Origin of the sequence: Paenibacillus sp. MSJ-34 (assembly GCF_018918005.1) — a bacterium.
Classification (GTDB): Bacteria; Bacillota; Bacilli; order Paenibacillales; family Paenibacillaceae; genus MSJ-34.
The window spans coordinates 55,912-81,159 of the sequence record NZ_JAHLPR010000018.1 but is presented as its reverse complement, the minus strand read 5'-3'; the positions used below and the strand labels follow the sequence as shown (position 1 = coordinate 81,159).

Sequence of the window (25,248 nt, the reverse complement as noted above, 5' to 3'; positions counted from 1 at the left end):
CGATCGCGTAACGTGACGGTTTTTACTTTTCTTCTATTCTTTTTAGGTGTTTGACAAACTGCGATGATCGGCAGGCGTCATGCCGGTAATATCCTTAAAAATTTTATTGAAATACTTGACGTCCCGATATCCGACCGCTTCGCTCACTTCATACACCTTCATACGGGTCGTTCGCAGCAGTCGGCAGGCGCGCTCGATGCGAAGCCGCATTACATGCTTGGTGAAAATTTCCCCGACCTCTTCCTTGAACAACCGGCTCAAGTAAGAGGCGTTAACGAAAAAACGCTCCGCTAGCTTCTGCAGCGATATGTCTTCCATATAGTGCTCTTCCAAGTAATGAAGCACGTCGACAATCAGCTTGCTCTTGCGCTGCATCTTCTGTTTGGCCCCTTCGGATGCCGCCGCCATAAAAGCTTCCGTCACGAACTGCCGGAGCTCGTCAAGCATATCGAATGTGCGGGCTTTAGCCAGCCATTCGTCGAACGCATGGCCCGACTCCGCCTCCGGCGCTCGCTCGCGGCTCTCCCGCAGCATATGCGCCATCGCCTGCAGCATCTCGTCCATTTGCTGTGCCGGGACCGGGTTGCGGCGGATTTCGCCGAACAGTTCCGCAAGCAGCGCTTCCGTTTCTTCCACCTGCCCCGCGGTTATGCAATTGAACAGCTTTACCTGCAAGTCCCGTCCGAACGTCTTCCGGCGATCCTCAAGAATGAGGCTCTCGTAGAACGTCGCGCGGTCGTTCCCGTAATACATTTTCATCTTGAGCGAATTCAACGCTTCCATGTACGCCTGGAACACTTCGCTCTCCGACTCGTGCCTGCCGCTGACGCCGACCGAAACGGATACTTTAATAAACCGTTTCACGCTCTCCCTTATCCGCTCCAGCATGCTTTCCATGTCTTGCGCATGTTCCGTCGACTCGCACCAGATAACGATCCTTTCGTCCAGTTCGAACAGGTAATATTGCCTGCCGCTTTCCTTCACGTATTCCTCCGCGATGTTCCGGATGCCGTAATACAACAGATTGAAATCGCGGCGGCTGTAACGTTCCAGCAACGCATGGAGCCGGTCCGCTTCAAGCAGCATAACGACATAACGGTCCGCCTGCCAATGAATGCCGAGCTCCCGGCACTGCTGCCGAATCCCGTTCTCGTCCGTCTTCTTGCCCGAGAACCAGCTTGCGAGCAACTGCTCCCGCAGCATTTGCCTGCCGTGGTTCCATTTCGATTCTTCCGCGGCCCGCCTAAGCTTCTCCGCTTGCCGTTCGTTCTTCTGCCGGGCAAGCCGGAGGAATAATTGCAGCATTTCCTCGTCATGAACCGGCTTCAACATATAATCGTGGGCGTCCAAACGCATGGCGGTGCGAACATATTCGAAATCGTCGAATCCGGTCAGCATCACTTTGATCGTCTCGGGATGGGTATCCTGAATGCGGGACAATAGCTCCAGGCCGTCCATGATCGGCATGCGGATATCCGACAGCAGGAAATCGACCTTCTCCGTTTGCAAAATGCCGTACGCATCCTCTCCGTTGCCCGCTTCGAAAATGCGGGTAATCCCGCAATGCTTCCAATAATCGGCGTTGACAAGCACTTCGCGCATCCAGCTTTCGTCTTCGGCTATCAAGAGACTATACATGATTCCCTCCCCCACGTTGCGGCAAGATCACTTCCAACGTTGTGCCTTGGCCCGGTTGGCTGTAGATTTGCAATCCGTATTGCTGGCCGTAATAATGTTTGATGCGGTTATTGACATTCGTCAGCGCGAATATGTCGTCGGATGACTGCACGCCCGACTCCAAATGCTTCCTCACTTCCTCCAGTCGTTCCTCCGTCATGCCGAGTCCGTCGTCGCTGACGGCGAATACGACATCGTCGCCCGTCCGGTATCCGGTAACCTCGATCGTTCCTTTGCCCTTCTTCATCTCGATGCCGTGAATGATGGCGTTCTCGACCAGCGGCTGCAGCAGCAGCTTGAGGATCGGCATCTCCATCAATTCGTCTTCCACATCGATCGTCACCTCGAATTTATCGCGATATCGGATCTTCTGGATGCGCAAATAATATTGGATATGGTCGAGCATTTCCTTGACCGTAATCCAATCGTCTCCCTTCAGGCTATGCCGGAAAAAATGCGACAAAGCGTACGTCATCTCCGACACTTCCCGCACCCCGTGAATTTTGGCGATCGAATAAATCGAATTGAGCGTATTGTACAAAAAATGAGGATTAATCTTGGATTGCATCAGCCGGAGCTCGAATTCCTGCTTCAGCAGCTTCTCTTCATATAGATTTTTCACGAGCTGCTGCAAATTTTGCGTCATGCGGTTGAAGCCCTCGAACAAAATCCCGAACTCGTCTTTCCGCTTCTCCTCGATCTGGTAGCCGAAATCCTTCTTGACGGCAAACTGTTTCATGGCGCTTAGCAACCGGAACATCGGACGATAGATATGTTCTATGAACAGAAAGGACAAGATCAGCATGGCACCGACCGCAATGGCGGCCACGAGTGCGATGTCGTTGCGCAAATTGACGACTTCCCGATTCCAGTCTTCGCGGGGAACGAACGCCAAATATTTAAAGCCCGTGCTTTGCGAAGTATTGAATACGACCAGCAGGTCTTCCCCGCCCACCTTCTCGGTAAAACTGCCTTGCTCCTGTTCTTCGATCAGCTTGCTGTTTTTCAGAAAAGAAGGCGATTCGCCGAACCGCAAAGGCGGAAGCAAGCCGTCGTCCTCGGTATGGCTTAAGCTTTGGCCGTCGTTGGTCAATACCAGCATTTTCATCCCGTTGTCGTTTGCATTGATTTTTTTAATATAATCGGATATCGTGTATTCGCTTACATGAACGAATAAAATCGTACCGTCGTCGGTCGGATCGAGCCGGATCGGGTACGTAATATAGTTCGCCTTTCTGGTCATGTACGTGAAACCGGCCTCATTTTCCAGATGCCAATGGGGAGACGCCGCTCCGCGCGCCAGCAGCCCTTCGATATGCAGCACCTCGTTATTGGGGTAAAAATACATCGTTTTCTCCGAGGTAAGCAGCATTCGGTTGCGGCTGTTGTACAGCCTGATCGAATAAATATTGCGGGCGGAATTCTGAATCGAATTCATTTCGCTCATAATTTGATTGATCCGGGAAAGATCGCCGTAATCGGTCAAATCGATCTCTTTTTGCAGAAATTGGCGGTATGGAATATTAATGAGAAACGGAGTCACGCTATACCGCGACTCCCTTAGAACCGATTCGACGCTTTCCTCCAGCATGCGCAAGTTGGTTGCGACCGACTCGCTTACTTTATCTTCAATGATGGCGGTGGAACTTTGATAAGCGAAAAAGGAAACGACGCCCAGGGGCAGACAGATCAGAATCAGGAAATAAACGATCAGCTTGAAACGCAAACTGTGTATGTTCATGCGTCCGTACTCTCCTTTGTTTGCGCGTTTACTGAGTCTATTTAACCTTTCGTAGCCCCTTCTGTCAATCCCGAGATCAGTTGGCGTTGAATAATGAGGAACAGAATAAAGACCGGAATCGAGATGACGATGGAAGCGGCCATCATGGTTCCCCAATTCGTTTCGTATTGCCCTTTGAAATCCATAATGCCGATCGGCAGCGTCCGTTTGGAAGGTTCGGTCATGAAAACTAGCGAGAACAGGAACTCCTGCCATGTGAGCAGGAACACGTAAGCGGCTGTCGCCCCGATGCCGGGACGGAGCAGCGGCACAACGACTTTGACGAACGCCTGCAGTTTGGACGCCCCTTCCATCATGGCCGACTCTTCCAGATCGACCGGAATATGAAGCATGAAGCTGCGCAGCAGCCATACCGCCACGGGTACCGTGAAAGCCATATACGCCAGAATCAATCCGGGAAACGTATTGAGCAGCCCCAGCGAGCTTACGATTTTGTATAGCGGAATGACAATCGCGCTAATGCAGAACATTTGGCTGACCAGAATGACGTTCAGGAAAAATTTCCTGCCTGCAAACTCCAGCCGGGTGAAGCCGTATGCGGCCAGCACCGACACGACGATGACGAGAACGCAGGTGACGACGGATACGAATAAACTGTTTATAAAATAATGGGCGAATTGCTGATGCTGCCAAGCGGCCGCAAAATTGTCAAACGTCACTTGCTCGGGAATCCAGACCGGCGGTACGGCGAACAATTGGTCGGCAGGCTTCAGCGAAGTCGACAGCATTTGCATAAACGGAAACAGGGAGAAAAAGAGCAGCAGCAATATTCCTCCCGCGAACAAAATCCGAGATCCCAGGCGCTTTATTATCATATCAACATCCCTCAATTTCTTTCGTTCTTATGCATTTGCCGAATGAGAATAAGGCTGATCAAAAAGATAAACAGGAAGCTGATGACCGATACCCGCGAAGCTTCCCCGAAATTAAAGTGGCCGAAGCTAAGCTCGTAGATGTAGGTAGGCGCGATATGCGTCGATCGAATCGGCCCGCCCCCGGTCAAGACGTAGATCATCTCGAAATAATTGAACGTCCAGATCGAGACGAGCAGCACGACCGTCTTGAGCACGCCGGATATCGACGGCAGCGTGACGTGAACGAACTGCTTCCACCCGTCCGCTCCGTCGATTTTCGCCGCTTCGTATTGATCTTGCGGAACGCTTTGCAGCGCCGCCAGCAACATCAGCATGGCGAACGGAAAGCCTTTCCAGATGGCGGCCAGAATGACGGAGAACATCGCGAGCCCCGGCGTGCCGAGCCAATCCGTCGCATGCATGCCGAATCCCAGCTTGGCGATTAACGAGTTGAGAAACCCGAATTGCGAGTCGTACACCAGTCTCCAAGTCAGCGCGGCGATGACGCCGGGCAATACCCAAGGCAGCAGCACAAGCCCCCGCACAAGCCATCGGAGCGGAAATTTGCGGTTCAGCAATAGCGCAGCCAACAGCCCGATCACGACCTGAAAGAAAGCAACGCACACAGTCCAAACGACCGATTGCTTCCCTACTCTCCAAAGCTCCCCGTTCTTCCATGAATCCACATAACCGGATAAGCCGATCCATTTCGGCGCTCCATGCGTCAGATCCGTATCCTGCAGCGAGATGTGAAGCGAATAGAGCAAAGGAATAAACAATAGTACGACGAGCAGGAATATCGATGGTCCAATGAACAGGTAGCCGAACAAATTCGAGCGTGTCTTCATGTATGTCTCACTCCCGTCAGTTCCCTTAAATATGAAGAAGGCGCTGCGCCAAACGATTGGCGATCCATGGCAGCGCCTTCGCTGTGTCGATTATTTGTTCAGAAGCGCGTTAATTTTGTCCGCGGCTTCCTGCAAAGCGTCCTTCGCGCTCATCTCGCCGATCATTACTTTCTGCGTCGCTTGCAGCTGCAGATCGGCGATGGCCGGATAGTTGGCGACATTCGGACGGTAGGTGGCCGTCGTCAATTGTTGATAGATGACATCCGGGAATTGCCGCTTCTCTTCCAAATATTCTTTGGCCGCTTGCTTATGCGCCGGCGTCAGCATCGTAATGTTCTTCTGGTTTTCATGATTGGTCGAATATTGAATGAATTCCCATGCCAATTCTTTATTTTTCGAGTTCGCGTTAATCGCCAGGTTGAACCCGCCGAAGGTGCCGATCGATTCGCCGCCCTCAGGCTTCGGCAAATTCGCAACCCCGTAGTTCATATTCGGAGCTCTCGTCTTGATCGTGTCCTGTCCCCATTCTCCGTATATGGTCATCGCCGTTTGCCCGCTCGTGAACAACGTCATGGCATCCTCTTCGTTCTTCCCTACGCTTCCGGGAGGGCTGATCTTGTTCATGTCCGCCCAGAATTGCAGCGCCTTCACGCCCGGCTCTTCGTTGATCAGAATCTTCTTGCCGGATTCGTCAAGCAGCTTTCCGCCGGCGGCCACCGTGAACGCATCCACGAGACATTGCACGGATTCGCTGCTTCCCGCCCAGTTGGACGTGCCGTACTTGCCGTCTTTCGTCAACTTCTCTCCATATTGCAGAAACTCGTCCCATGTAACCGGAGGCTTCTCGGGATCGAGGCCGGCGGCCTTGAACATATCTTTGTTGTAGTAAAGGACTCCCCAGACGCCTACGTCGAATGGAATCGCATACACTTTATTTTGATAAGAGCCGGCGCCCCAAGCCCCGTCGAAATAATCTTCGGCTTTGATGCTCGAACCGTTCAAATAATCGCCCAATGGCACAATATAATTGGCTGCCGCATATTGGGCGATCCAGATTTGATCCAACAACAGCACGTCGGGACCTTCATCGCCCGCGACGGCAGGCAGAAGCTTGCTCTTTAACTGATCGTACGGGAATGCCGTAATTTGCACTTCCGCGTTGAACTTTTCCTCGAACGATTTGGCCGCATTTTCCTGCGCCTCTTGAATATTGACATCCGCTTGCTGCAGCGTCCAGATGACCAGGGACTGCTTCTTCTCCGGCGCGGCGCCGCCGGTTGCTTCGCCGCCGTTCCCTTTGCCCGATGCGCATCCCGTCAACAGGGCCGCAATCAAACATATGGCGAGCGTCCATTGCCCTATTTTTCTCAACTCAAGTTCCCCCTCTGCTATTCGGTGTAAATCTATTCCCAGTATAAAGACATCCTGTGCGGGATGAAATCCGCCGCATCTTACTTTTGTTCTATTATTTTTACTTATCGTTTTCTGAACGAAGGGGATTTCGACAAAAGCCCGGAAAAGGGACGTTGCTATTCGTTCAAGCTTCTCGGTTCTCAATTGCCCCGCTCCCAAGTTCGCGGTAATTGTGACAAACCGCCCGATTTCGGACAGTTGCGGACATACGGTCCAGACAGCAATTTCCCGAAGCCGAAAAAAAATCCCTATCCCGATAGGATAGAGATTTGGCGGAACCGATCCGCTCGATTCCATCATTATGTTCATTCCTCCGCGCCTGCGCGTTCGTTGACAAATAAGCTGACGGCGCCGAGCATCCCCGCCTTGTTGCCGCAGACCGCCGGCACGATGGCGGTGCCCCCGCGCAAATCCTCCGGCAAATACCGCTCGACGATCGCGGCAAGGCGTTCGGTCAGAAACGTCTTTTGCTCCGACACCCCGCCGCCTACGATAATCAATCCGGGATCGAGCATGCAGATGACATCCGCGATTCCCTGGGCGACATCGTCCAACCAAGCGTTCAATGACTCCCCGTAATAGGCGTCGCCCGCCAGAGCTTGTTGAAAGATCGCCTTGCCGTCAAGCTCCCGGGGCGCCGCCGCTCCGGCCGGCAGAAGCTCGCGCGCCCGCCGGACGAGCGCCGACGTCGCCGCGCGCCGCTCGTAACAATCGGTCTGCGACGCGTTCGTCCGCATATAACCGATCTCCGCCGCACGGAACCGAGCGCCTTCGTACAGCTTCGAATCGATGACAATCGCGCCGCCGACTCCCGTCCCAAGCGCAATGCAGACAAACGTCTTCTCGCCCCGGCCCGCTCCCATCCACGCTTCGCCTAACGCCATGGCGTTCACGTCGTTGACGACCTTCGTTTCCAGGCCGGTGCGGCTCTCCAACTCGCGCTTCACTTGGACATGCTTCCAGTGCGGTATATTCTCCACGCCGCCGACCACTTCGCCGGTCGACGAATCGACGATGCCCGCCGTACTGACGCCGATACCCGCAACGTGAAGCCCCTCTGCCGCGCCGCGAAGACGCTCCGCCGTCTCGACCAGCCTTGCGACCAGCCGCTCCCGGCCCTCTTCCGGGTTCGTCGGCATTCGGTCGCTTACGAGTACCTCCCCTTGCTCCGTCACCAGTCCGTATTTCACGAAGGTGCCTCCGATATCCAATGCAATGTATGCTTTCATTACATAATCCTCTCCTGCCACAAAAGGCGCGCTATCCGGCAAGCTTGCCGCGCAGCCGTTGTTTTAGTCTTGTCTCGCTGAGGCTGCCGTCTTGAACTTGTCCGCATCCCGCTTGGCCGTTTGAGCTGCGTCGCGGAGATCCAACGCCAGGGCGGATATTTCCTTCATCGCGGCCAACTGCCGCTCGGAAGCGCTCGATGCCGTACGAACGAGTTGCGACGCCTCATTGGCAATTCGCGCCGATTCGGCAATCGAGGCCGCAACTTCTTCGGAGCTGGCGGACATTTGTTCCGTAGCCGCCGACACTTCCTGCGCTTGGTCCGCCACATGACGGATCGAAGCCACGATTCGTCCGAAAGTCTCGCTGGCTGCGCCCGTCGTTTCCGTGCCCCGCTTCACTTCGCGCACGGCGGCGTCCGTCGTTGCTACGGCTCTGTCCGTATAACGTCGTATATGTTCCAGCATTTCGACGATTTTCTCGGACGCGAGCTTCGACTGGTTCGCGAGCTTCCGGATTTCCTCCGCTACGACGGCGAATCCTTTGCCGTGCTCGCCCGCGCGCGCCGCTTCGATGCTGGCGTTAAGCGCCAGCAAATTCGTCTGCGTGGCGATCCCGCCGATCGCCGTAACCGCCTGGGCGATCTCGTCCGAATGCATTTGCAGGTCTTTCATCGCCGTGACCGTTTCCCCGGCGGTTTCATTGATTTGCTCCATTTGACCCGTCGCCTCGGCGACGATGACCGCTCCCTGCTCCGCTTCCTTCGCTACCGCAGTCGATAGTTCCGCTACGATGGAAGCCGCTTCCGCAATTCTCTGAATGCCGATCGCCATTTCTTCCATGACTCGTTCGCTTTCCTGCGCGCTCACCGTTTGGCCCTCCGCACCGACCGCCAATGATTTTAACGAACCGACCAACTCGTCCGTCGCCGCCGCCGAACCGCCGGCAGCTTCCTGCAACGTCTCCGAAGAATTGGTTACTTTATGGACCGTATCTTGCACGTTGATGATAATCGCGCGAATGTTCTCAATCATGCGTTTGAAATTTTCCGCCAACTTGCCGATTTCGTCGCGTCCCGCACTTGGAATTTCCACCGTCAGATCGCCCTCGGCAGCCTGCATGGTCGTGCGGTTCAACGCCAGAACGCCGCGCAGCGTAAAGCGGATCAGCGCGCCGATGAGTATGATGCATATGCCGCCGGCGATGACGCCGATGAGCGTCAATGACCAGAACGAAGCGTTAAGATCCGCTACGATCTCGTCCAAGAGGAAATCGATGCCCAAATAAGCGATACGCTTCCCGCCGGCGTCATGAAGCGGAGCCAGTATGGTCAACCACGCTCCGTACTCGTCTTTGTACAATCCCGTCGAGCCGATGCCTGTTTTCTCAATCTGTCCGAAAGCCTCCACGAATTCATCGGGCAATTCATATTCCGTTTGCGGGACAAAACCCATCTTCTCCACATCATCGTTGGCTTGCAAGAAGCGAACGTGCATTTTGCCGTTCTTCTCGAACGTATCGGGGTAATATACGAAACTGTTGACAACTTTCCCCTCGCCGACAATCCGATCCAAGTACGCCTTCAACGCCCGGGCGTCCGGGTCCGTACTCCAATCGGCCTGCGCGTCGATTCGCGCTCTCGCCCTTTCAATCAGATCGCTCTGATGCTCGAACAGGTTGGCAATCACTTTAAATTCCGTTTGCAATTGCTCGTAATAAATTTTCGACTCCCGCTGACTCGCCGCGAAGATGAAAATTGCTACTAAAATAACTAACAACAACGACAAAAACGTAACCGACTTTACTACGATTTTTCCGCGAAACATAGTATGTATCTCCTATCCGCAAGCGATTGGCCTTATCTCTTCATCGTTTTACGGCCAAACGCCACTGCCAGTATAATAATTAGCCCTTTAATGACCATCTGCTGACTGACATCGAGGCCCATAATAATTAATCCGTTATTGATCATGCCGATCATCAAGGAACCGATGACCGTACCGATCACCGTTCCTACACCGCCGAACAAACTTGTACCGCCCAAGATGACCGCTGCGATGACCGACAATTCGTCGCCCTCGCCGAACGTAAAGCGTCCGGATTGCATGCGTCCCGCATACAGCATCCCCGCCAAACCTGCCATCATTCCGCTGCCGATGAACACAAGCAGCTTGATTTTGGCGGTATTGACCCCTGTGAATCGGGCCGCGTTCTGATTGCCGCCCGTCGCCAGCGTTTCACGTCCGAATTTCGTTTTGCGCAACAGAATATGGCCGCCGATGACAACCAGAATCGTCCAAATCAATAGAAGCGGAATCGGGCCGATATCCCCGGATCCGAACAGAAAATTGTATTGATCGTTCAAGATCGGCACCGGCGCCGTATTGGTGATCCACATGGCCAAGCCGCGTCCGATTCCCATCATGCCGAGCGTGACGAGAAACGAAGGAATCGCGACACGGGTCACCAAGATCCCGTTGACGAAACCGACTGCCGCTCCCGTCGCCAGGCCCACGAGAACCGCCACGATTAGGCTGTATCCGGCGTCGAGCGTAAGCGCCGTCGTTAACGATGCCAACGCCACCGTCGAGCCGACCGAAAGATCGATTTCCGCCGCGGAAATAACGAATGTCATCGCTACCGCCATAATCGATATCATCGCCGTCTGCCGAATAATATTCATCAGATTCATGCTCGATAAAAATCCTTGGTCGTGCAAGGTGACCGAAAAAATGATAAATACGGCGGCGAAGGCGATATAAACGATGTATTTCCGCCAATCGAACGCCCGTTTCGCTCCGGCGGCGGCTGAATTAACTTTGGACTGCATGTTCCAATACCTCCTCTGAAGTTAGATCTTTGCGCAGCAATTCCTGTGAGATCGCGCCGTCCTTCATCACAAGCACTCGATCGCATACCGCATTCAATTCCGCAAGCTCCGACGATACGACGATAATCGATTTGCCGCTATCGGCCAATCGCCGAATCATTTCGATGATCTCCGATTTCGCCCCGATATCTACCCCGATGGTAGGCTCGTCCAAGATGAAGATTTGCGGATCGTTCGCCAGCCATTTGGCCAAAATGATTTTCTGCTGATTGCCGCCCGACAACAGATGGGAAGATTTATAGATGTCGTCGGTCTTGATGCTCAATTCATCCACATATTTCTCCGCAATCTCTTTGCCCCGCTTATCGTCGATGAAAAGCCCCTTTAACAGCTTCGACAATATCGGAAGCAGCATGTTGTCCTTCACGCTATGCTCGAGTATCAAGCCTTGCACCCTGCGGTCTTCCGGCACGAGCGCCAAGCCCGCCTTGATCGCGTCGCGCGGCGATTTGAGCGTTATTTTTTTGCCCCCGACGATCATTTCGCCGCGATCGATCGGATCGATCCCGAACAATCCGCGCATCGTTTCCGTCCGCCCGCTTCCCATCAGACCGGCGAATCCGAGCACTTCGCCCTCGCGCAGATCGAACGACACTCCGTTCACACGGTTGCCGATATATAAGTCCTTTACTTGCAATACCGCTTTGTCGCCGGGCGTACCGGCCCTTTCTTTCCAATCGAAGGCGTTCTTCATATTTCCGCCGATAATATGCCCTACCAGTTCATCCATGGTCAATTCCGCACACGGCGCGGTAATGACGTTTTTGCCGTCGCGCAATACCGTCGCCCGGTCGCAAACATGCAAAATTTCATCCATGCGGTGAGAAATATAAATAATCGAAATGCCTTTCTTCTTTAGGCGATCCATGAGGTCAAACAGCACTTCGGTTTCTTTCGTCGTGAGAGACGAGGTCGGTTCGTCCATAATTAATATTTTCGTATCCTGCGAAATCGCCTTGGCAATTTCCGTCATTTGCCAGTAACCAACGCCCAGACTTTCCACCGTTGCGTTGGGATCGACATCAACCCGAAGTTCCGCCAGCAATTCCCGCGCGAGGTTCGCACAAGCTTTGTCGTCGATAAAGCCGAGGGACGTCCGCGGCTCCCTGCCCATGAAAATGTTTTGCGCTACCGTCAGGGTCGGGATCAGGCTGAATTCCTGAAAAATCATCGAGATGCCGTTTCGGCGAGCATCGTTCATTTCGTTAATATGTACAGGCTTTCCGTCGATGCAGATTTCTCCCGAATCTCCCACATACACACCGGTCAAAATTTTCATTAACGTCGATTTGCCCGCACCGTTGCCGCCGACCAGCGCATGCACTTCCCCCCGGTCGACCGAGAAATCGACCTGTTTCAGCACTTCCACGCCGTTAAACGCTTTGGAAATGCCGTTCATCTGCAAAACGGCTTCCGTCATCGTGTTCTCCCTCCTCCGCCTATGAAGCGAAAACCGCCCCCTGCGGCGGCGGCTTCTCTTGCATCAGGCAATGCCGTTTTATTTCAGCGCGTTCTTGATCAAATCGGGCGCTTCTTGGCGATAGACCGATTTCCAGCCTTCAAGCACATTGTCTTTCGTCACGCCCAGCGGAGGAACGACTACATAGGACGGCGTTTCTTTGCCGAGCAGCGCATAACCGGCCAGAATGGCTTCCGCCACGCCCTGATCGTAAGGGCGCTCGGAGCCAAGCCCTTTGACAATGCCGTCTTTCGCGATTTCCAATGCCACGTTCGTTCCTAAGTCGCTCGTTGTAATAACCAGGTCTTTTTTACCGGCTGTGCGCACGGCAGCGAGCGCTCCTTCGGCCGGAACGTCCCACACAACGAACATGCCGTCCAGATCGGGATGCTTCGTCAGCAAGGCAGACGCCACTTTCTCCCCGTCGCTTGGCTCCACGATTCCGCCGCGAGCGACGATTTCAATCTCCGGATACTTCTCCTTCATCGTTTGCTCGAACGCTTCGACCCGCTGCTTGGTGACGAAGAAATCCGCATCGTGATAAATGACGCCGATCTTGCCTTTGCCGCCCAACTTCTCGGCCAGAATGTCCGCCGCCTTGACGCCGTTGCCGTAGTTATCCGCAGAAACGACGCTGGCGTAATGGGTACCGTGCTCCAAGCCGTCCGCGACATTATCCATGAATACGATTTTCGCGCCGGCTTCGGCCGCTTTCTTGAAAGCCCCCGCCGTAGATACCGGGTCGACCGGCAGGCCGATAATTACATCCGGCTTTCTCGCCATGACCGTTTCAATGTCCGAAACTTGCTTTTCCGATTTAAACTGCGCATCGGTCTCGGCAATCACTTCGATTCCCATCTTGGCGAATGTCGTCTTCAATCCGTCCAATTGGGCCGTCGACCAGTCGTTGCCGGCATAATGCAGCACGATGGCAGCTTTATAGTTGCCTTCGCGCAGCTTCTCGACTTCCTCGGCCGTCAACTCGAGCGTTGTTGCTGCTACCGCCGCTTCCCCATGCGGCCCCGTGCTCATAATTTCGGCGTCGCCGTCGGCATCTTTCTCTAATGCGATCGGAGCAGCCGCCTCAAGCGCGGCGTTCGGCTTCCCGTCGTTTCCTTGCGGCGCGGCTCCCTGATTGCCGCATGCAGCCAACATCATCGCTAACGCCAAAATCAAACCCAATCCTGTCATCCACTTTTGTTTCATTCTGTTTGACCTCCCATGTATTGTGCGAACTTAAATTATGAGTGCTTGCTTGTTTCGTGTCAGACTCCGCGTTGCACCGGACGCCCCATGGCATCGTGATATCCGATGACGCGCGGCTTCCCTTCCTGCACGCCGTCGATCGCGGCCACTTGTCCGCGCGTCACGAAGATTTGCGCGCGGAAGCCCAGAATGACCGGCTCGCCTTCCTTCGCGCCGCGTACATAGCCGTAGTAATCGATGCCGTCGTCCGGGATCAGTTCGACCTCGCGCGTGTCCAACGAAGCGCCGACCAGTGCAGACAACATGTAACGGCCGCGCACGCGGTCAACATATAGACCGCCCCCGAACATGTGGCCGTTGCCGCCGTATTCGTGGGATATTTCCGAGAGATACAGCATCGCGGGCGTTTCGGGAATATCCGTATCGAAGCTGATCGGCGTCGAGCCGGTCAAGCCGTGTCCCGGCTCGGCATGCGTGCCGCCGTGCTCGGCAATTTTGCCGATAACGGCCGACGATGTGCTGCCTGGCGTATTAATCTGACGGATATCGATGCCGAGCTCCTTGCTCAATCGCGCCGCCGCATCGACCGCCGTTTGAAAATTCGGCGTCGGCAGCACCGTGCCGGCTTCTTCGTTATATAGCAGCGATGGAAACGCGGTCGTTCCAATGACTCGAACGCCCTTCAGCTTCGATATTTCACGGGCGGCATCGACAACATCCTTCAGTTGGAAGCCGCCTTCATGTCCGGGATAGAAGCGATCGCCTTCTTTATACACGCGCAGCAGCACATTCTGTTCGACGCCGAGCTTTGCGGCCGCCTCGGCCACGGACGCCGCCTTGCGCAGACTGAACACGGTGAACGCTTCCGGGCCTAACGCGACCAGCTCTTCCGCGACGGATTGCGGGGCTTGCACGAGATGGCCGACGTGTCCGACCGGCACTCCTTGCTCGCGCATGAGCCGCGCGCCAAGCCAATCGACGCTCACGAACTTGCCGATTCCCGCTTCCATGATGGTGCGGTGAGCGATAGGGTTATACCCGATTTGCTTGGTCATTCCGTACAAGGTAATGCCGTGCTTGTCCGCTTCCGCGCGAATAATTTCCGCATTGCGGCGCAGCGCCTGCACGTCGATCACGTAAGTATTCGCTTCGAGCGCGCCCTCCGCATGGAGCTTTATGGCTGCGTCGATCAAGGCTTTGTTGCGTTCCTGCAATTTCTTCAAGTACATGCTTCGAAACTCCCTTCAATTCCGTTGTCTTAGGTATGGTGCGACTTCACTCAGCGGAAGTTTTGTCCTCTAACGCATCAATTCGCCTTCATGTTCTAGATGCCTTGACGGTTCACTAACTGGATTTGCGAATCGATATGGGAGAAACACATGCTGACGATACCTTGAATGCTGTAAGGATCGGGATTTTGCAAATACACCAGTTGCGGCATATTCCATTGATGAAGCGAATCGGAGAGAGCCTTTTCGACAGAGCGCACGATTTCTTCGTTTGCTAACGCCCCAGTCAATACGATACATTCGGGATTGACGATGCTGACGACATTCATGCACATTTTGAAAATAATGTTCGCCACTTTGTCCCGATTGCGGCCCGCTTGATCCAATTGGCGCTCCAGCAGCCCTTTCGATCTCCACTCATGCGGCGTATTCGAATCGAAACCGTCAACGACCATATAACTCAATTCTCCCGCGAAATTGCTCATACCCTTGTACAGCTTCTTATGGATAATCAATCCGGCGCCGATCCCTTGGCCGAGATAGATATACATCATATTCTCGCCGCGGCCTTCCAAACCGGCGTTAAAATACCCCACCGTCGTCAAATTAATATCGTTTTCGACAAATACCGGGATCTCGTATCGCTTCTCGATTTCCTCCCGCATCGGGAACGATTCCCATTCCGGAATTGTCGGAATGCTATAGACGGTATCATTCACGTCTACCGCACCCGGCACGCCGATGCCGATGGCCTTCAGTTTGTCCCGGCCGATCTTCTCCGTCAGCAAATCAATGACGCGTAGCAAATCCTCGAACCTTGAAATCGCTTGCTTTTCGTCGAAAACATATGTATTCCGTTCGATGATCTCTCCGGTAAACGTCGAAATGCCGCAAATATAAAAGTTGTCCTTCACGTAGATCGCCGCAACGTAGCCTTGATTGGCGTTAATCTTGTACAACTGCGCTTTGCGTCCGCTGCTGGAACCTTCCAAGCCCGCCGCAACGATCTGATCCTCCTGTACAAGAACTTCCACGATTTTATTGACGGTAGGCAAACTAAGCTTTGTCAATTTGGCAATTTCCGGCTTGGAAATCGGGCCGTGTACCGTGATGATTTGCTTGATCATATGCGCATTCACTTTTTTTAAAATGCCAGGTTGGCCAATCATCTTCTGCATGTCCTCACCCCGCTTCGTAAATTAATAAACTTTATTAATTAATTGAATTGAATCACATCTTGTCAAACTTTGTCAATGATTATTTTTCCAATTGTGTGTTGTGCCTGATTTCACAACCTTCCTCGGATGCAAACCCTCCGAATCTCGTTCTCTCCCGTTCCGGTGCATCATTGTTGCATTATGCGCTCATTACTTTTCAGCCGATGAAGCATTTTTCCCGCCCTTCTGTGGAAATCCCCTTCGTTCAGAAAGCCGATTGTTTCGGCCTGTACGCGATGGATCGCTGCGTGTTCCTGAACGATGATTTGCCCGCAAACTGTCGGAGTTGCCGTTGATGACATTACGCCTCATGATAAAGCCGCCGCACCCTATGACTTGGCACTTTTGGGAAAATGGTGCAGTTGTGCTTTGACCGTTTTTTTCAATTCAATCCCGTAACGAACGCACAATATGATGTCAATCCGCTACATCTATATCTGTAACTCACGATGCTAATTCTCTAAACGCCATATCACTTGAGATCCTGAGATCCTGAGCGAAAGGGATTTCGACAGAAGCGGGAAACAGAGGATACCAGGAGCGGCAAATCAGGAGCAAAAATGGGCGGCAAAATTGAACGAACTTATTAGACAAGAACCAATATAGCCACCAATCCCCTGTGACGAACGCAGCTTACTGCAAAAATACAGTTATTTCTCAACGAAACAAGATGTTACGAAAAAAAGCCTGCGATTATACAGCACAATTGGAAGTTTTTCTCGACGAAAGGTCCGTTGGGCAGCCACATCACACTTGATCAAAACCTTGCCGGAGATATTCCGGCAGCGTACGGTCGAATTCGCTTCGCAACATGCCGTATACATATTCGTCATAATGTTAGCATATAGAACTAGGGAATAGTAGAAATCTTATCGGGAGCGTAACACCGAACGGGCCCGGTATTCGGCCGGCGTCACGCCCTCGCATTTGGCGAATACCTTGTTGAAATAACGGCGGTCGAGATAGCCGACCGTCTTGCCGATATTCGAGATGCTCTGGCCGCTGTTCACCAGCATCGACTTGGCCCAATCGATCCGCAGCCGAGTTAAATGCTCGACGAAGGTTTCGCCGACATGCTGCTTGAACAATACGCTGAAATGGCTGGAGCTCAAGCCCAAGTAATCGGCCACTTCCTCGACGCCCAGATCGCTGGATGCATGCTTCGCGATATAATCCTTGGCCATATCCATCAGCGATTCGTTCGAGCGATTGTTGCCCGCTTCGATCACGGCATCCTCGATCATCTGATTCAAAACGGCGATCAGATCCTTCGCGCTGGCGTATTGCTCCAGCCGCACCCAGACGTCCCGCTCTTCCGCTTCCCCGATCTTCTTAATTTCTTTCAACTCCCGCAATAAATGGAGCACGAGAAAGTGAAGGATTTTCTCCAATTTCAAAGGGGAGACGCTCTTCAACTCATGAATGAGCGAACGATGCGCCTCCCGCATTCGCCGCGTATCGCATCGCTTCAAGCCGGCGACGATCTCTTCGACCCGTTCCCAGAACGACAAGCTCGCGGTTTCTTCCTGCCGATCCGATCCAAGCGCGACGACCCGTTGCCGTTCGCCCGAGAATTGCACTTCCCTCTGTAGCCTTTTGTACGCCTGCGCCAATTCCGCCACAGGGACATATTCGGGAAATACGCCGATATGAATCGCCAGCTTCGTATGATCGAGCACCGCTTGCGCCATTTGTTCCGCCCACCGCACAGCCTCTTCCATATCGAACGGCTTTTCCGAGACGGGCCGGCGAATGAGCACGCACCACTCCCCCTCCCGTGTCTGCAATACCGAGTAGTCGAGGCGGTACGGCTGCAGCGCGTCCTGAAGCACGTTTCGCACGGCAAAATTATGCAGTTTGCGCTCGTTCTCGTTCCAACGATGAGCATTATAAGCATAGCGCTCCAAATCGGCCAGGAAAAAGACGCAGTTTGTCCCTTCCACATCAAATTCGAATTCGGAATAGAACGGTTGCGCGGCCAGCTTCGTATAGTCGAACAAAATATCGGTAATCATCTTTTCGTACAGCAAATGTTTCATATGGTTGAACTGATGCCGTTTCCGCCGGTCGTCCAGTTTATGTTCCCTGATTTGCGCTCCCATCCGTTCGACCACTTGATCCAATTCGATATAATTGATCGGCTTGAGAATCAAGTCCTTCGCGCCGAATTGCATCGCCTGCCTGGCGTATTCGAATTCGGCGAACCCGGTGAGCATAATGACACTGCTTCGGTTTCCCATCTCATTCAACTGCTGCAGAAACGCAAGCCCGTCCAGCTTCGGCATCCGGATATCGCACAGGATCAGATCCGGCTCGTACTCCTTCACCATCTCCAGGGCGGATACCCCGTTGTCCGCCGAACCGACCAGTTCGATCGCATGCCGGTTCCACGGAATCTCGTTCGACAGCGTATCCACAATTAACGGCTCGTCGTCAACTATTAAAGCGCGAATCATCATTCGAATCACCCTCCCGTTTCGGAATCAAGCATTGAATCTTCGTTCCCCGGCCCGGATCGCTGCATATGAACATGCCGTAACCGGCCCCGTAATGCATGCGCAATCGATCCGCCACATTCATGACCCCGAGGCCCACTCTTCCGTCACTCCGCCTCCTGTCCTCCGCCAATTTCGATTTCCGGTAATGAAACGAGGGCAAAATATCGGGATCGATCCCCGAACCGTTATCCTCGACCCATAACAACAAATTCCGCTCCCGTTCCTCCACTCGAACGACGATCATTCCTTTGCGGTCGATATCGTCGAAGCCGTGCTGTATGCTATTCTCTACCAAAGGCTGTAACGTAAATTTCAAGATCGAATACTTCTCCAGTTCCGGCGGCATAACGATCTCATAATCGAACAGATGGCCGAAACGAACCTTTTGGATTTCGAAATAATTTTGCAAATAGCCGATTTCCTTGCCTAATGTAATTTCTTCCTGTTCCTGAAAGCTGATATGCAAATTTTGCCCCAGACGGTACACCATCTGGCTGACCTTGTCCCGCTCGTTCCGCATATTTAAGGCGTTGATCGATTCGAGCGTATTCATAATAAAATGCGGTTTGATCTGCGCCTGCAGCAGCATCAATTCGGCCCTGTTCTTGCGCGCCTGCTCCTGCTTCACTTCCTCGATCAGTTCCTCCACTTTTTCGACCAATCGGTTGAAGCTCCTTGCGAGCGATCCGGTCTCGTCCCGGCTGTCCAAAGCCATGCGTACGCCAAGGTCCCCCAGTTCGATCAATTTCATCGTATGCATCATGCGAATAATAAACCGAATATACCGTTTGATAAACATCATATTGAAGAGCAAGGCAAGCAGCAAAATAACCGCCATCACGATCCCGATCGAGCGGATAATCGCCGTCGTCTCCCCGGTCAGATAGTCCCACGGAACAACCGAGACCAGCGTCAAATTCGATATTCCCAAATCTTTCATATTGAGCGGCTGCACCGATAAAATGCTTTTCGTTCCGTTAAACTCCAGCTTCCCGCTGCCGGAATCCCCGCCTAAGTCGAAAGGCTTCGACACCTTGCCCCGCAGGTTCTCCCCGCCGGCATTGCCCTGGTTATCGTACACGATAAGCCCCTCTTGATTCACCAACATAAAATGATTGGGAATATCCAATTTGCTCGAATAGAAATTGAACACTTGATCCAATTCGTTGAACTGGTATTGCAGCATCACGTACCCGATCGTTTCCTGCCGGTTCAGATCGTTGACGACGCGCAATTGCGTGAAAAACCGGTTCGACGGCGACAGCCCGGAACCTTCGTAAGGCCCGAGCCATACGGAAATGCCGTTGCGCCGGATCATTTCGGACAGTACGCCGCTTTGGCGCAGCTGTTCCATGGAAACCGGCTTCAGATCGGATTTTGATCGGCTGTAAGCCTCGCCGTCCAACGTATACAGCGTTACCGTATCGAGCGGACCGTACATCAGAAACGTCTGGTTGAGCAGGCTCGGAATCTCCGTCATATCCCGTTCGTCCGCATCTTGATTCAGAAAGTCCTGCACACGGCTGGAGAACATCGATTGATCCGAATAGGCCGTAGCGTCCTTGAATATCGTCGCCACATTCCGCGCTACGGAAGCGTTGATCAGCTGCGACTGCTCGGAATATTTCTTCTGCAGCACCGTCTGGAACAGCGCCGAGCCGACAATGCCGAGCGCGATAATCGGAAGAATAATGCATAATACGAAACCTATTAATACTCGATTGCGGATGCTCATACCGGATGATGTCCTCCTCGTCTGTAACCGCTGCTCAGCCTTTCAAGCTTCCCGAGGTCAAGCCTTCGATGATTCGGTCCTGCAGGAAAATATAGACGACGACAACCGGAATGACGCTGTACATCGTTGCCGCATACAGGCCGCCATAGTTCGTGTTCAGCATGTCTTTAAATGCAGCCACCCCGACCGCGAGCGTGCGCAAATTTTCTTTGGACAGAAGCAGATTCGCCATAATAAACTCGTTCCAGTTGTTTAAGTAGTTGACGATAAAGACGGAGACGAGCGCGGGCAAACATAGCGGCAGCACGATGCGGAAGAACAGCCCGTAGATGTTCAGCCCGTCCATGACCGCAGCCTCTTCCAGTTCCTTCGGCATCGAACTCATAAACGCTTTAATGATCACAACGGAAATCGCCAGTCCGAAGGTGACGTAAGGGAAGATCAGCGACATATAGGTGTCGTAGATTTGAAAGCCGAAATACTGTTCGAATTTGCGCACGAACGAATACAGCGGCACCAGAATCGTAGCTCCCGGGACCATGATGGCGAGCAGCAAAATGCCCATGATCGCGGCGTTCAATAGTTTATAAGGAATTCTCACCAGCGCGTACGCCGTCATCGCTGCCAGGAAAACGGTTGCAACGCTGGAAACGGTGCTGACGAGAAAACTGTTCGCTAAATAGACGTTCACGTTGGACGTATTCCATGCGTCGATATAGTTTTGGAACGTAAAATTTTTGATCGGGGCGAACGGCGAGACGATGATGTCGACATGCCGTTTGAACGAGTTCTGAAACGCCCAGAACAGCGGATATAAGGAAATTATAACATAGCCCATCAATACGATATGAAGGAGTATGCCGTTCTTTGGTTTGTTCTTTGTGCCCATCCTCGTCAGACCTCCTCCAGCTTCTTCGAGATGTAACCGGTAATGCCCGTCAGTATGACCGTAAAGATGACCATAATAAACGCAATCGTATTCGCATAACCGGATTCAAGGTATTGGAAGCCGACCCGATACATATACGTCGCCATTACATCCGTCAGCCCCGCCGGGCCTCCGCCCGTCATCACCATGACGATATCGAGCGTTTTGAGCGATCCGGCCACTTTCAGCAGAACGATCACGGAGATGACCGGACGAATCATGGGAACGGTAATGAACAGCGACCGCTGCCAGAAGCTCGCCCCGTCCACTTGCGCCGCTTCGTGGATCTCTCTGGAAATGCCGTAAATGGCGGCAAGCGCCAGTACGATGTAAAAGCCGATGCTGGCCCATGCGTTCGTCACCAAGATCGACAGCAGCGCGGTATGATCGTCCGCAAGCCACGCCCTCGCCCAATGTCCGAGCCCGAGATGGCGCAGCGTCAAATTCAGTATGCCGATCTCCGGATGGAAAACGACGAAAGACCAGAGTACCGCCACGACGGGCGTAGACAAGATAGCCGGCATGAAAAACGTCGTCTTGTAAAAACCCGACCACCGGCGGACTTCGGAGATTAGAACGGCGGAACCGACAATAATGGGAAGCTGCACGATCAGCGCGAAGCCGGTGAAGGCCAGATTGTTCCATAGCGACCGGAAAAGCTGTTCGTCTTGCAACGCTCTGCGGAAATTATCCAATCCGTTGAATACCGGCTCCGATAACCCGTCCCAATCCGAGAACGCATAGATCACGGTAGAGGATAACGGGTACAAGTAGAATACAAAATACAGCAAAAGCGTGGGCACGATAAAAAATAGATAAGCGACAGGATTTTTGAACATCCGATTCAATTCCAATCCCTCCGATCCGAATCAATGTGCGGGTATCGCGGCCTCGGCGATACCCGCAGCGTCTGGTTGCCGTTACTCTTTGTTATTTTCTCGCTCCTGGAAGGATTGCATATTTTCCAGCATCTTCTCAACGGAAGTTTTATTGCCCACCACTTGCTGCATGCCCGCTTCGAGATCGGTCTTGATCTTCGGCTGCACCAGCGCGTCGAACGCCGGGAACGTAGCCATGCCTTGCGCGGCGTCGCTGACTTCCTTAATGATCGGCTCCACGCCTTCCGTATCGGTCAGCACCATCGATGGGAAGCGGTTGGATTCGAGCAATTGTCTCTTTTGCCATTTTTCCTGATAGTACTCTTTAATAAAAGCTTTCACGGCTTCCATTTCGTTGTCGTCCAGATGGGACGAGAACGCATAGCCTGTGGAGAAGCTGGCGTTAATCGTATTGTCGCCCTTTCCGCCGAAGTTCGGAACTTTGAAGAAGCCGAGATCGTTCGCCACGACCGACCGGTCTTTATTGGCATAGGTGTTAAGCCCCCAAGTGCCGTCGAAGATGATCGCCGCTTTGCCGCTGGAGAATTGTGCCTGCGCTTCGGAATGCTTGAAGCCGAGCGTGTTTTCCGTATAGTAGCCTTTATCGAGCAATTCCTTGACCCTCTTGAACGCTTCGACCATCTCGGGATCGGTCCACTTCGTCTCCCCGGTCTTCAAGCCGCGGAAAAAGTCGGCTCCTCCAAGCGTCGCGGCAAAATTCGTCGGGATCATATTGATCGACCACGCTTCGGCCGCACCGAGGGCGAGCGGCGTATAGCCGTTCGATTTCAACGTTTCGCACATCGCCAGAAATTCCTCCCACGTTGTCGGCGGCGTCAGATTCAATTCCTCGAATATTTTCTTGTTGTAGAAAAATCCTTCGATATAGCCGTTATCGGGAATGCCGTAAATTTTGCCGTCCACCGTAAATTCGGAGAAATCCTGAATTTTATCCTTCAAGCCCAATTCCTCCACGATCGGGGTCAAGTCCAGCAAATGTCCGGTTTTGGCATAGTTCTCCGTGTCGCTGCCGCCAAAGTTGTAGAACATTTTCGGCGGGGTGCCCGCGGCGAATTCGGCCTTTAGCTTGGTCGAACGGTTAACGACGACATCGACGCCTTCCGTTACGATTTTCAAGCCGGGAACTTGCTTCTCCACTTCTTGAATGACATCGTTCAACATCGCTACGCGCGATTGGTCCGCTTCGTTAATAAACGTGTGCCGCAACGACATTTCGAATTCCTTCACTTTTTCGCCCGGTTGCTCTTGCTTGCCGCCTGTTCCTTGCTCCGGCGCTCCGGCATTGTTGTTCGATCCGCATCCGGATATAGTCAGCATGACGGATAATAGGATTGTCAAACCTGCGATCAGCCATCTCTTTTTCATCTTTCAAACCCCCAGTAATGAGTTATTTGTAAAAGGCATTCGGCTATACGGAGACGGACAGGGATTGCGAGAGCGCCGCGGTTTCTTCCGCCGTTACTTCGCGTTCCAGCCGGTCCGACAAGTAGATCCCTTCGCTGATCAACATCGTATTCAGAGCAAGCTCCGCCGTCGGCAGCAGGGGAACCCGGCCCGCAAGCGCGGCGATCCAGTGATGCTGCGACGAGTCGTAAGCGGTTTCATCTTCTCTTAACCGATGCCAGCGCAGATCCATCTTCTCCAAATCCACCGTGGCGTCCATGTCGATATCGCAAACGGTGCTGTGGAAGCTGAACGGCTGGCTGATCCCGTTCGCAAGCTCCGCCGGCAATCGGATCCCGCCTTGCGACCCGAGGACGGTTCCGCCTTCGAAGCCGCCCATATGGACCGACCACGCTTCGATCAAATCCAGTGTAATGCCGTTCCGGCATTTAACCAGCCCGACGGCCAACTCCTCCACGTCGAATCCGCTCTTCTCCCGCCGTTCGGCCAGCATATCCATCTCTTGATACACTTTGCCCGAGACGCTAGCCACTTCCGGATTGCCCAGCAAATACAGCATTTGCGCAATATGATAGACGCCCATGTCCAGCAGCGCCCCGCCCGCGGCCGTTTCCTTGCGGGTGAAGAACGGCGTGCCGTATCCGTCCACATACGGGCGTCCCCGCCGGCGAAATCCGGTGGAACGGGCATGATAGAGCTTGCCGAGCTTGCCTCCGTCGATTAACGTTTTGGCCGCTTTCGTTTCCGGCCGGTATAACGTGCTGAGCTGAATATGCAGCATGCGGCCGGTTTGCGCCGCCGCGTCGAACATCGCTTTGCCGTCGGCGTAAGAACCGGCGATCGGCTTCTCGCAATAGACATGCTTGCCCGCCTCGAACGCGGCCAGCGTAACCGGCGCGTGAAAGTTGTTATGCAAGCATACGTCGACCGCGACGATATCGTCCCGCTTCAGCATTTCCCGGAAGTCGGTGTAGACATGGGGAATTCCGTATCGTTCCGCCGTTCTCCGGGCTTCCGCTTCATTCACGTCGCAGGCGGCGACAATCTCCACGCCGGGAATCGCTTCGTATCTTTCCAGATGCAGCTTGCCGATCTGCCCAACGCCTATCATGCCGATTTTGACCGTATCGCTCATTGCGCCTGTTCACCTCGCTCGATTTCATTGCCGGCGCCGATCAACAATCGTTTCACGGCCGCAATGATCCATTCCATCTCGGCGTACTGATTGCCGGGCGCATTGTATTCCACGCCCCAGTAGCCTTCATAACCGCCCGCGAGCAAGCTTTTGACTTTCGCTTCCGCCTCGGGCAGAACGACCGTTTTCGCATCGAAATGGGTATGGAACGCCCATGGCGCAACCAGTTCGTCCCCTTCCAATTCATCGGCTTTCCACCGGTTGAGATGAAGCAGAAATCCGAATGCCGGATGATCGACGGCCTCCGCGATTCGTTTCATTTCCCGCGGCAGCAAGGAGGCGCCCATATGATTCTCGGGACCGATCTTATACCCGCGGTCCGCCGCCCGGTCCGCGTATTCCCGATAGCGCTTGACCGTATACTCGAATTGTTCGTCCGTCATCGGCTCCGATTCCCGGTAACTGCCGCCCGTATCGATTCGCACTGTCTCGGCGCCCAATATTTCCGCCGCGTCGAGATGGACCAGCGCATTCTCGTACAGCTTCTGCCGAATGTCCGGATCCGGGTCCCATAGATGGGCTCCGTCAACGGCAAAATTGACGACCCTCATCTCTTTCTCGTCAAGCGCTTCTTTGATTTTGCGAATATAGCTTTCATCCGCAAGCTTATAGATCGGCTGGCTCCGATCGATAAAGAAGCCGTTCCATAGATCGACCGCATCCATACGATACCGGTATTTGACCGTCTCCAAATAACCGAATACGTCCATTTTTCCATCGCAATAGGTGTTGTTAAAGGAGTATCCTCCGATTGAAATCTTCATCTTT

Annotated in this window: 19 protein-coding genes; all 19 read right to left on the bottom strand. The window is 53.3% G+C overall.

What is annotated here, in order from left to right:
• Nucleotides 1–42 precede the first annotated feature (42 nt).
• Entirely contained in the window at nucleotides 43–1,638 is a 1,596-nt protein-coding gene (locus KQI79_RS11070) for a response regulator (RefSeq protein ID WP_216538292.1), read from the bottom strand.
• A complete protein-coding gene (locus tag KQI79_RS11065) occupies nucleotides 1,631–3,418 on the bottom strand; it encodes a sensor histidine kinase (protein ID WP_216538291.1) in 1,788 nt (595 codons plus the stop codon). Before KQI79_RS11065 ends, KQI79_RS11070 begins: the two co-directional genes overlap by 8 nt.
• Nucleotides 3,419–3,459: 41 nt before the next feature.
• Entirely contained in the window at nucleotides 3,460–4,293 is an 834-nt protein-coding gene (locus KQI79_RS11060; RefSeq protein ID WP_216538290.1) for a carbohydrate ABC transporter permease, read from the bottom strand.
• An 11-nt stretch (nucleotides 4,294–4,304) separates the two neighbouring features.
• Nucleotides 4,305–5,180, bottom strand: coding sequence for a carbohydrate ABC transporter permease (locus tag KQI79_RS11055; RefSeq protein ID WP_216538289.1), 876 nt, complete (start codon nucleotides 5,178–5,180; stop codon nucleotides 4,305–4,307).
• 90 nt (nucleotides 5,181–5,270) lie between these two features.
• The gene (locus KQI79_RS11050) at nucleotides 5,271–6,551 is read right to left on the bottom strand and encodes an ABC transporter substrate-binding protein (RefSeq protein ID WP_216538288.1); all 1,281 of its coding nucleotides are present in this window, start codon (nucleotides 6,549–6,551) and stop codon (nucleotides 5,271–5,273) included.
• Between the two features lie 347 nt (nucleotides 6,552–6,898).
• On the bottom strand, nucleotides 6,899–7,822 hold the full coding sequence (locus KQI79_RS11045) for an ROK family protein (protein WP_216538287.1): 924 nt from the start codon (nucleotides 7,820–7,822) through the stop codon (nucleotides 6,899–6,901).
• Nucleotides 7,823–7,885: 63 nt separating this feature from the next.
• A complete protein-coding gene (locus tag KQI79_RS11040) occupies nucleotides 7,886–9,646 on the bottom strand; it encodes a methyl-accepting chemotaxis protein (RefSeq protein ID WP_216538286.1) in 1,761 nt (586 codons plus the stop codon).
• Nucleotides 9,647–9,678: 32 nt separating this feature from the next.
• Nucleotides 9,679–10,650, bottom strand: coding sequence for an ABC transporter permease (locus KQI79_RS11035; protein WP_216538285.1), 972 nt, complete (start codon nucleotides 10,648–10,650; stop codon nucleotides 9,679–9,681).
• Nucleotides 10,634–12,130: a sugar ABC transporter ATP-binding protein gene (locus KQI79_RS11030; RefSeq protein ID WP_216538284.1), complete on the bottom strand. Its 1,497-nt coding sequence runs from the start codon at nucleotides 12,128–12,130 to the stop codon at nucleotides 10,634–10,636. The genes KQI79_RS11035 and KQI79_RS11030 overlap by 17 nt, the downstream gene beginning before the upstream one ends.
• Nucleotides 12,131–12,208: 78 nt before the next feature.
• Complete coding sequence (locus KQI79_RS11025) at nucleotides 12,209–13,375, bottom strand: substrate-binding domain-containing protein (protein ID WP_216538283.1); 1,167 nt, start codon at nucleotides 13,373–13,375, stop codon at nucleotides 12,209–12,211.
• Nucleotides 13,376–13,434: 59 nt separating this feature from the next.
• Nucleotides 13,435–14,604, bottom strand: coding sequence for an alanine racemase (locus tag KQI79_RS11020; protein ID WP_216538282.1), 1,170 nt, complete (start codon nucleotides 14,602–14,604; stop codon nucleotides 13,435–13,437).
• Between the two features lie 95 nt (nucleotides 14,605–14,699).
• Nucleotides 14,700–15,782 (bottom strand): ROK family protein, encoded by a 1,083-nt coding sequence (locus KQI79_RS11015; protein WP_216538281.1) that lies wholly within the window; start codon nucleotides 15,780–15,782, stop codon nucleotides 14,700–14,702.
• 908 nt (nucleotides 15,783–16,690) lie between these two features.
• Entirely contained in the window at nucleotides 16,691–18,280 is a 1,590-nt protein-coding gene (locus KQI79_RS28000) for a response regulator (RefSeq protein WP_301287904.1), read from the bottom strand.
• Complete coding sequence (locus tag KQI79_RS11005; RefSeq protein ID WP_216538280.1) at nucleotides 18,255–20,054, bottom strand: cache domain-containing sensor histidine kinase; 1,800 nt, start codon at nucleotides 20,052–20,054, stop codon at nucleotides 18,255–18,257. Before KQI79_RS11005 ends, KQI79_RS28000 begins: the two co-directional genes overlap by 26 nt.
• Nucleotides 20,055–20,088: 34 nt before the next feature.
• Nucleotides 20,089–20,943, bottom strand: coding sequence for a carbohydrate ABC transporter permease (locus KQI79_RS11000; protein WP_216538279.1), 855 nt, complete (start codon nucleotides 20,941–20,943; stop codon nucleotides 20,089–20,091).
• Between the two features lie 5 nt (nucleotides 20,944–20,948).
• A complete protein-coding gene (locus KQI79_RS10995; protein WP_230192246.1) occupies nucleotides 20,949–21,821 on the bottom strand; it encodes a carbohydrate ABC transporter permease in 873 nt (290 codons plus the stop codon).
• Nucleotides 21,822–21,902: 81 nt separating this feature from the next.
• Complete coding sequence (locus KQI79_RS10990; RefSeq protein WP_216538277.1) at nucleotides 21,903–23,246, bottom strand: ABC transporter substrate-binding protein; 1,344 nt, start codon at nucleotides 23,244–23,246, stop codon at nucleotides 21,903–21,905.
• 43 nt (nucleotides 23,247–23,289) lie between these two features.
• On the bottom strand, nucleotides 23,290–24,420 hold the full coding sequence (locus KQI79_RS10985; protein ID WP_216538276.1) for a Gfo/Idh/MocA family protein: 1,131 nt from the start codon (nucleotides 24,418–24,420) through the stop codon (nucleotides 23,290–23,292).
• On the bottom strand, nucleotides 24,417–25,244 hold the full coding sequence (locus KQI79_RS10980; RefSeq protein ID WP_216538275.1) for a sugar phosphate isomerase/epimerase family protein: 828 nt from the start codon (nucleotides 25,242–25,244) through the stop codon (nucleotides 24,417–24,419). The genes KQI79_RS10985 and KQI79_RS10980 overlap by 4 nt, the downstream gene beginning before the upstream one ends.
• Nucleotides 25,245–25,248: the final 4 nt, after the last annotated feature.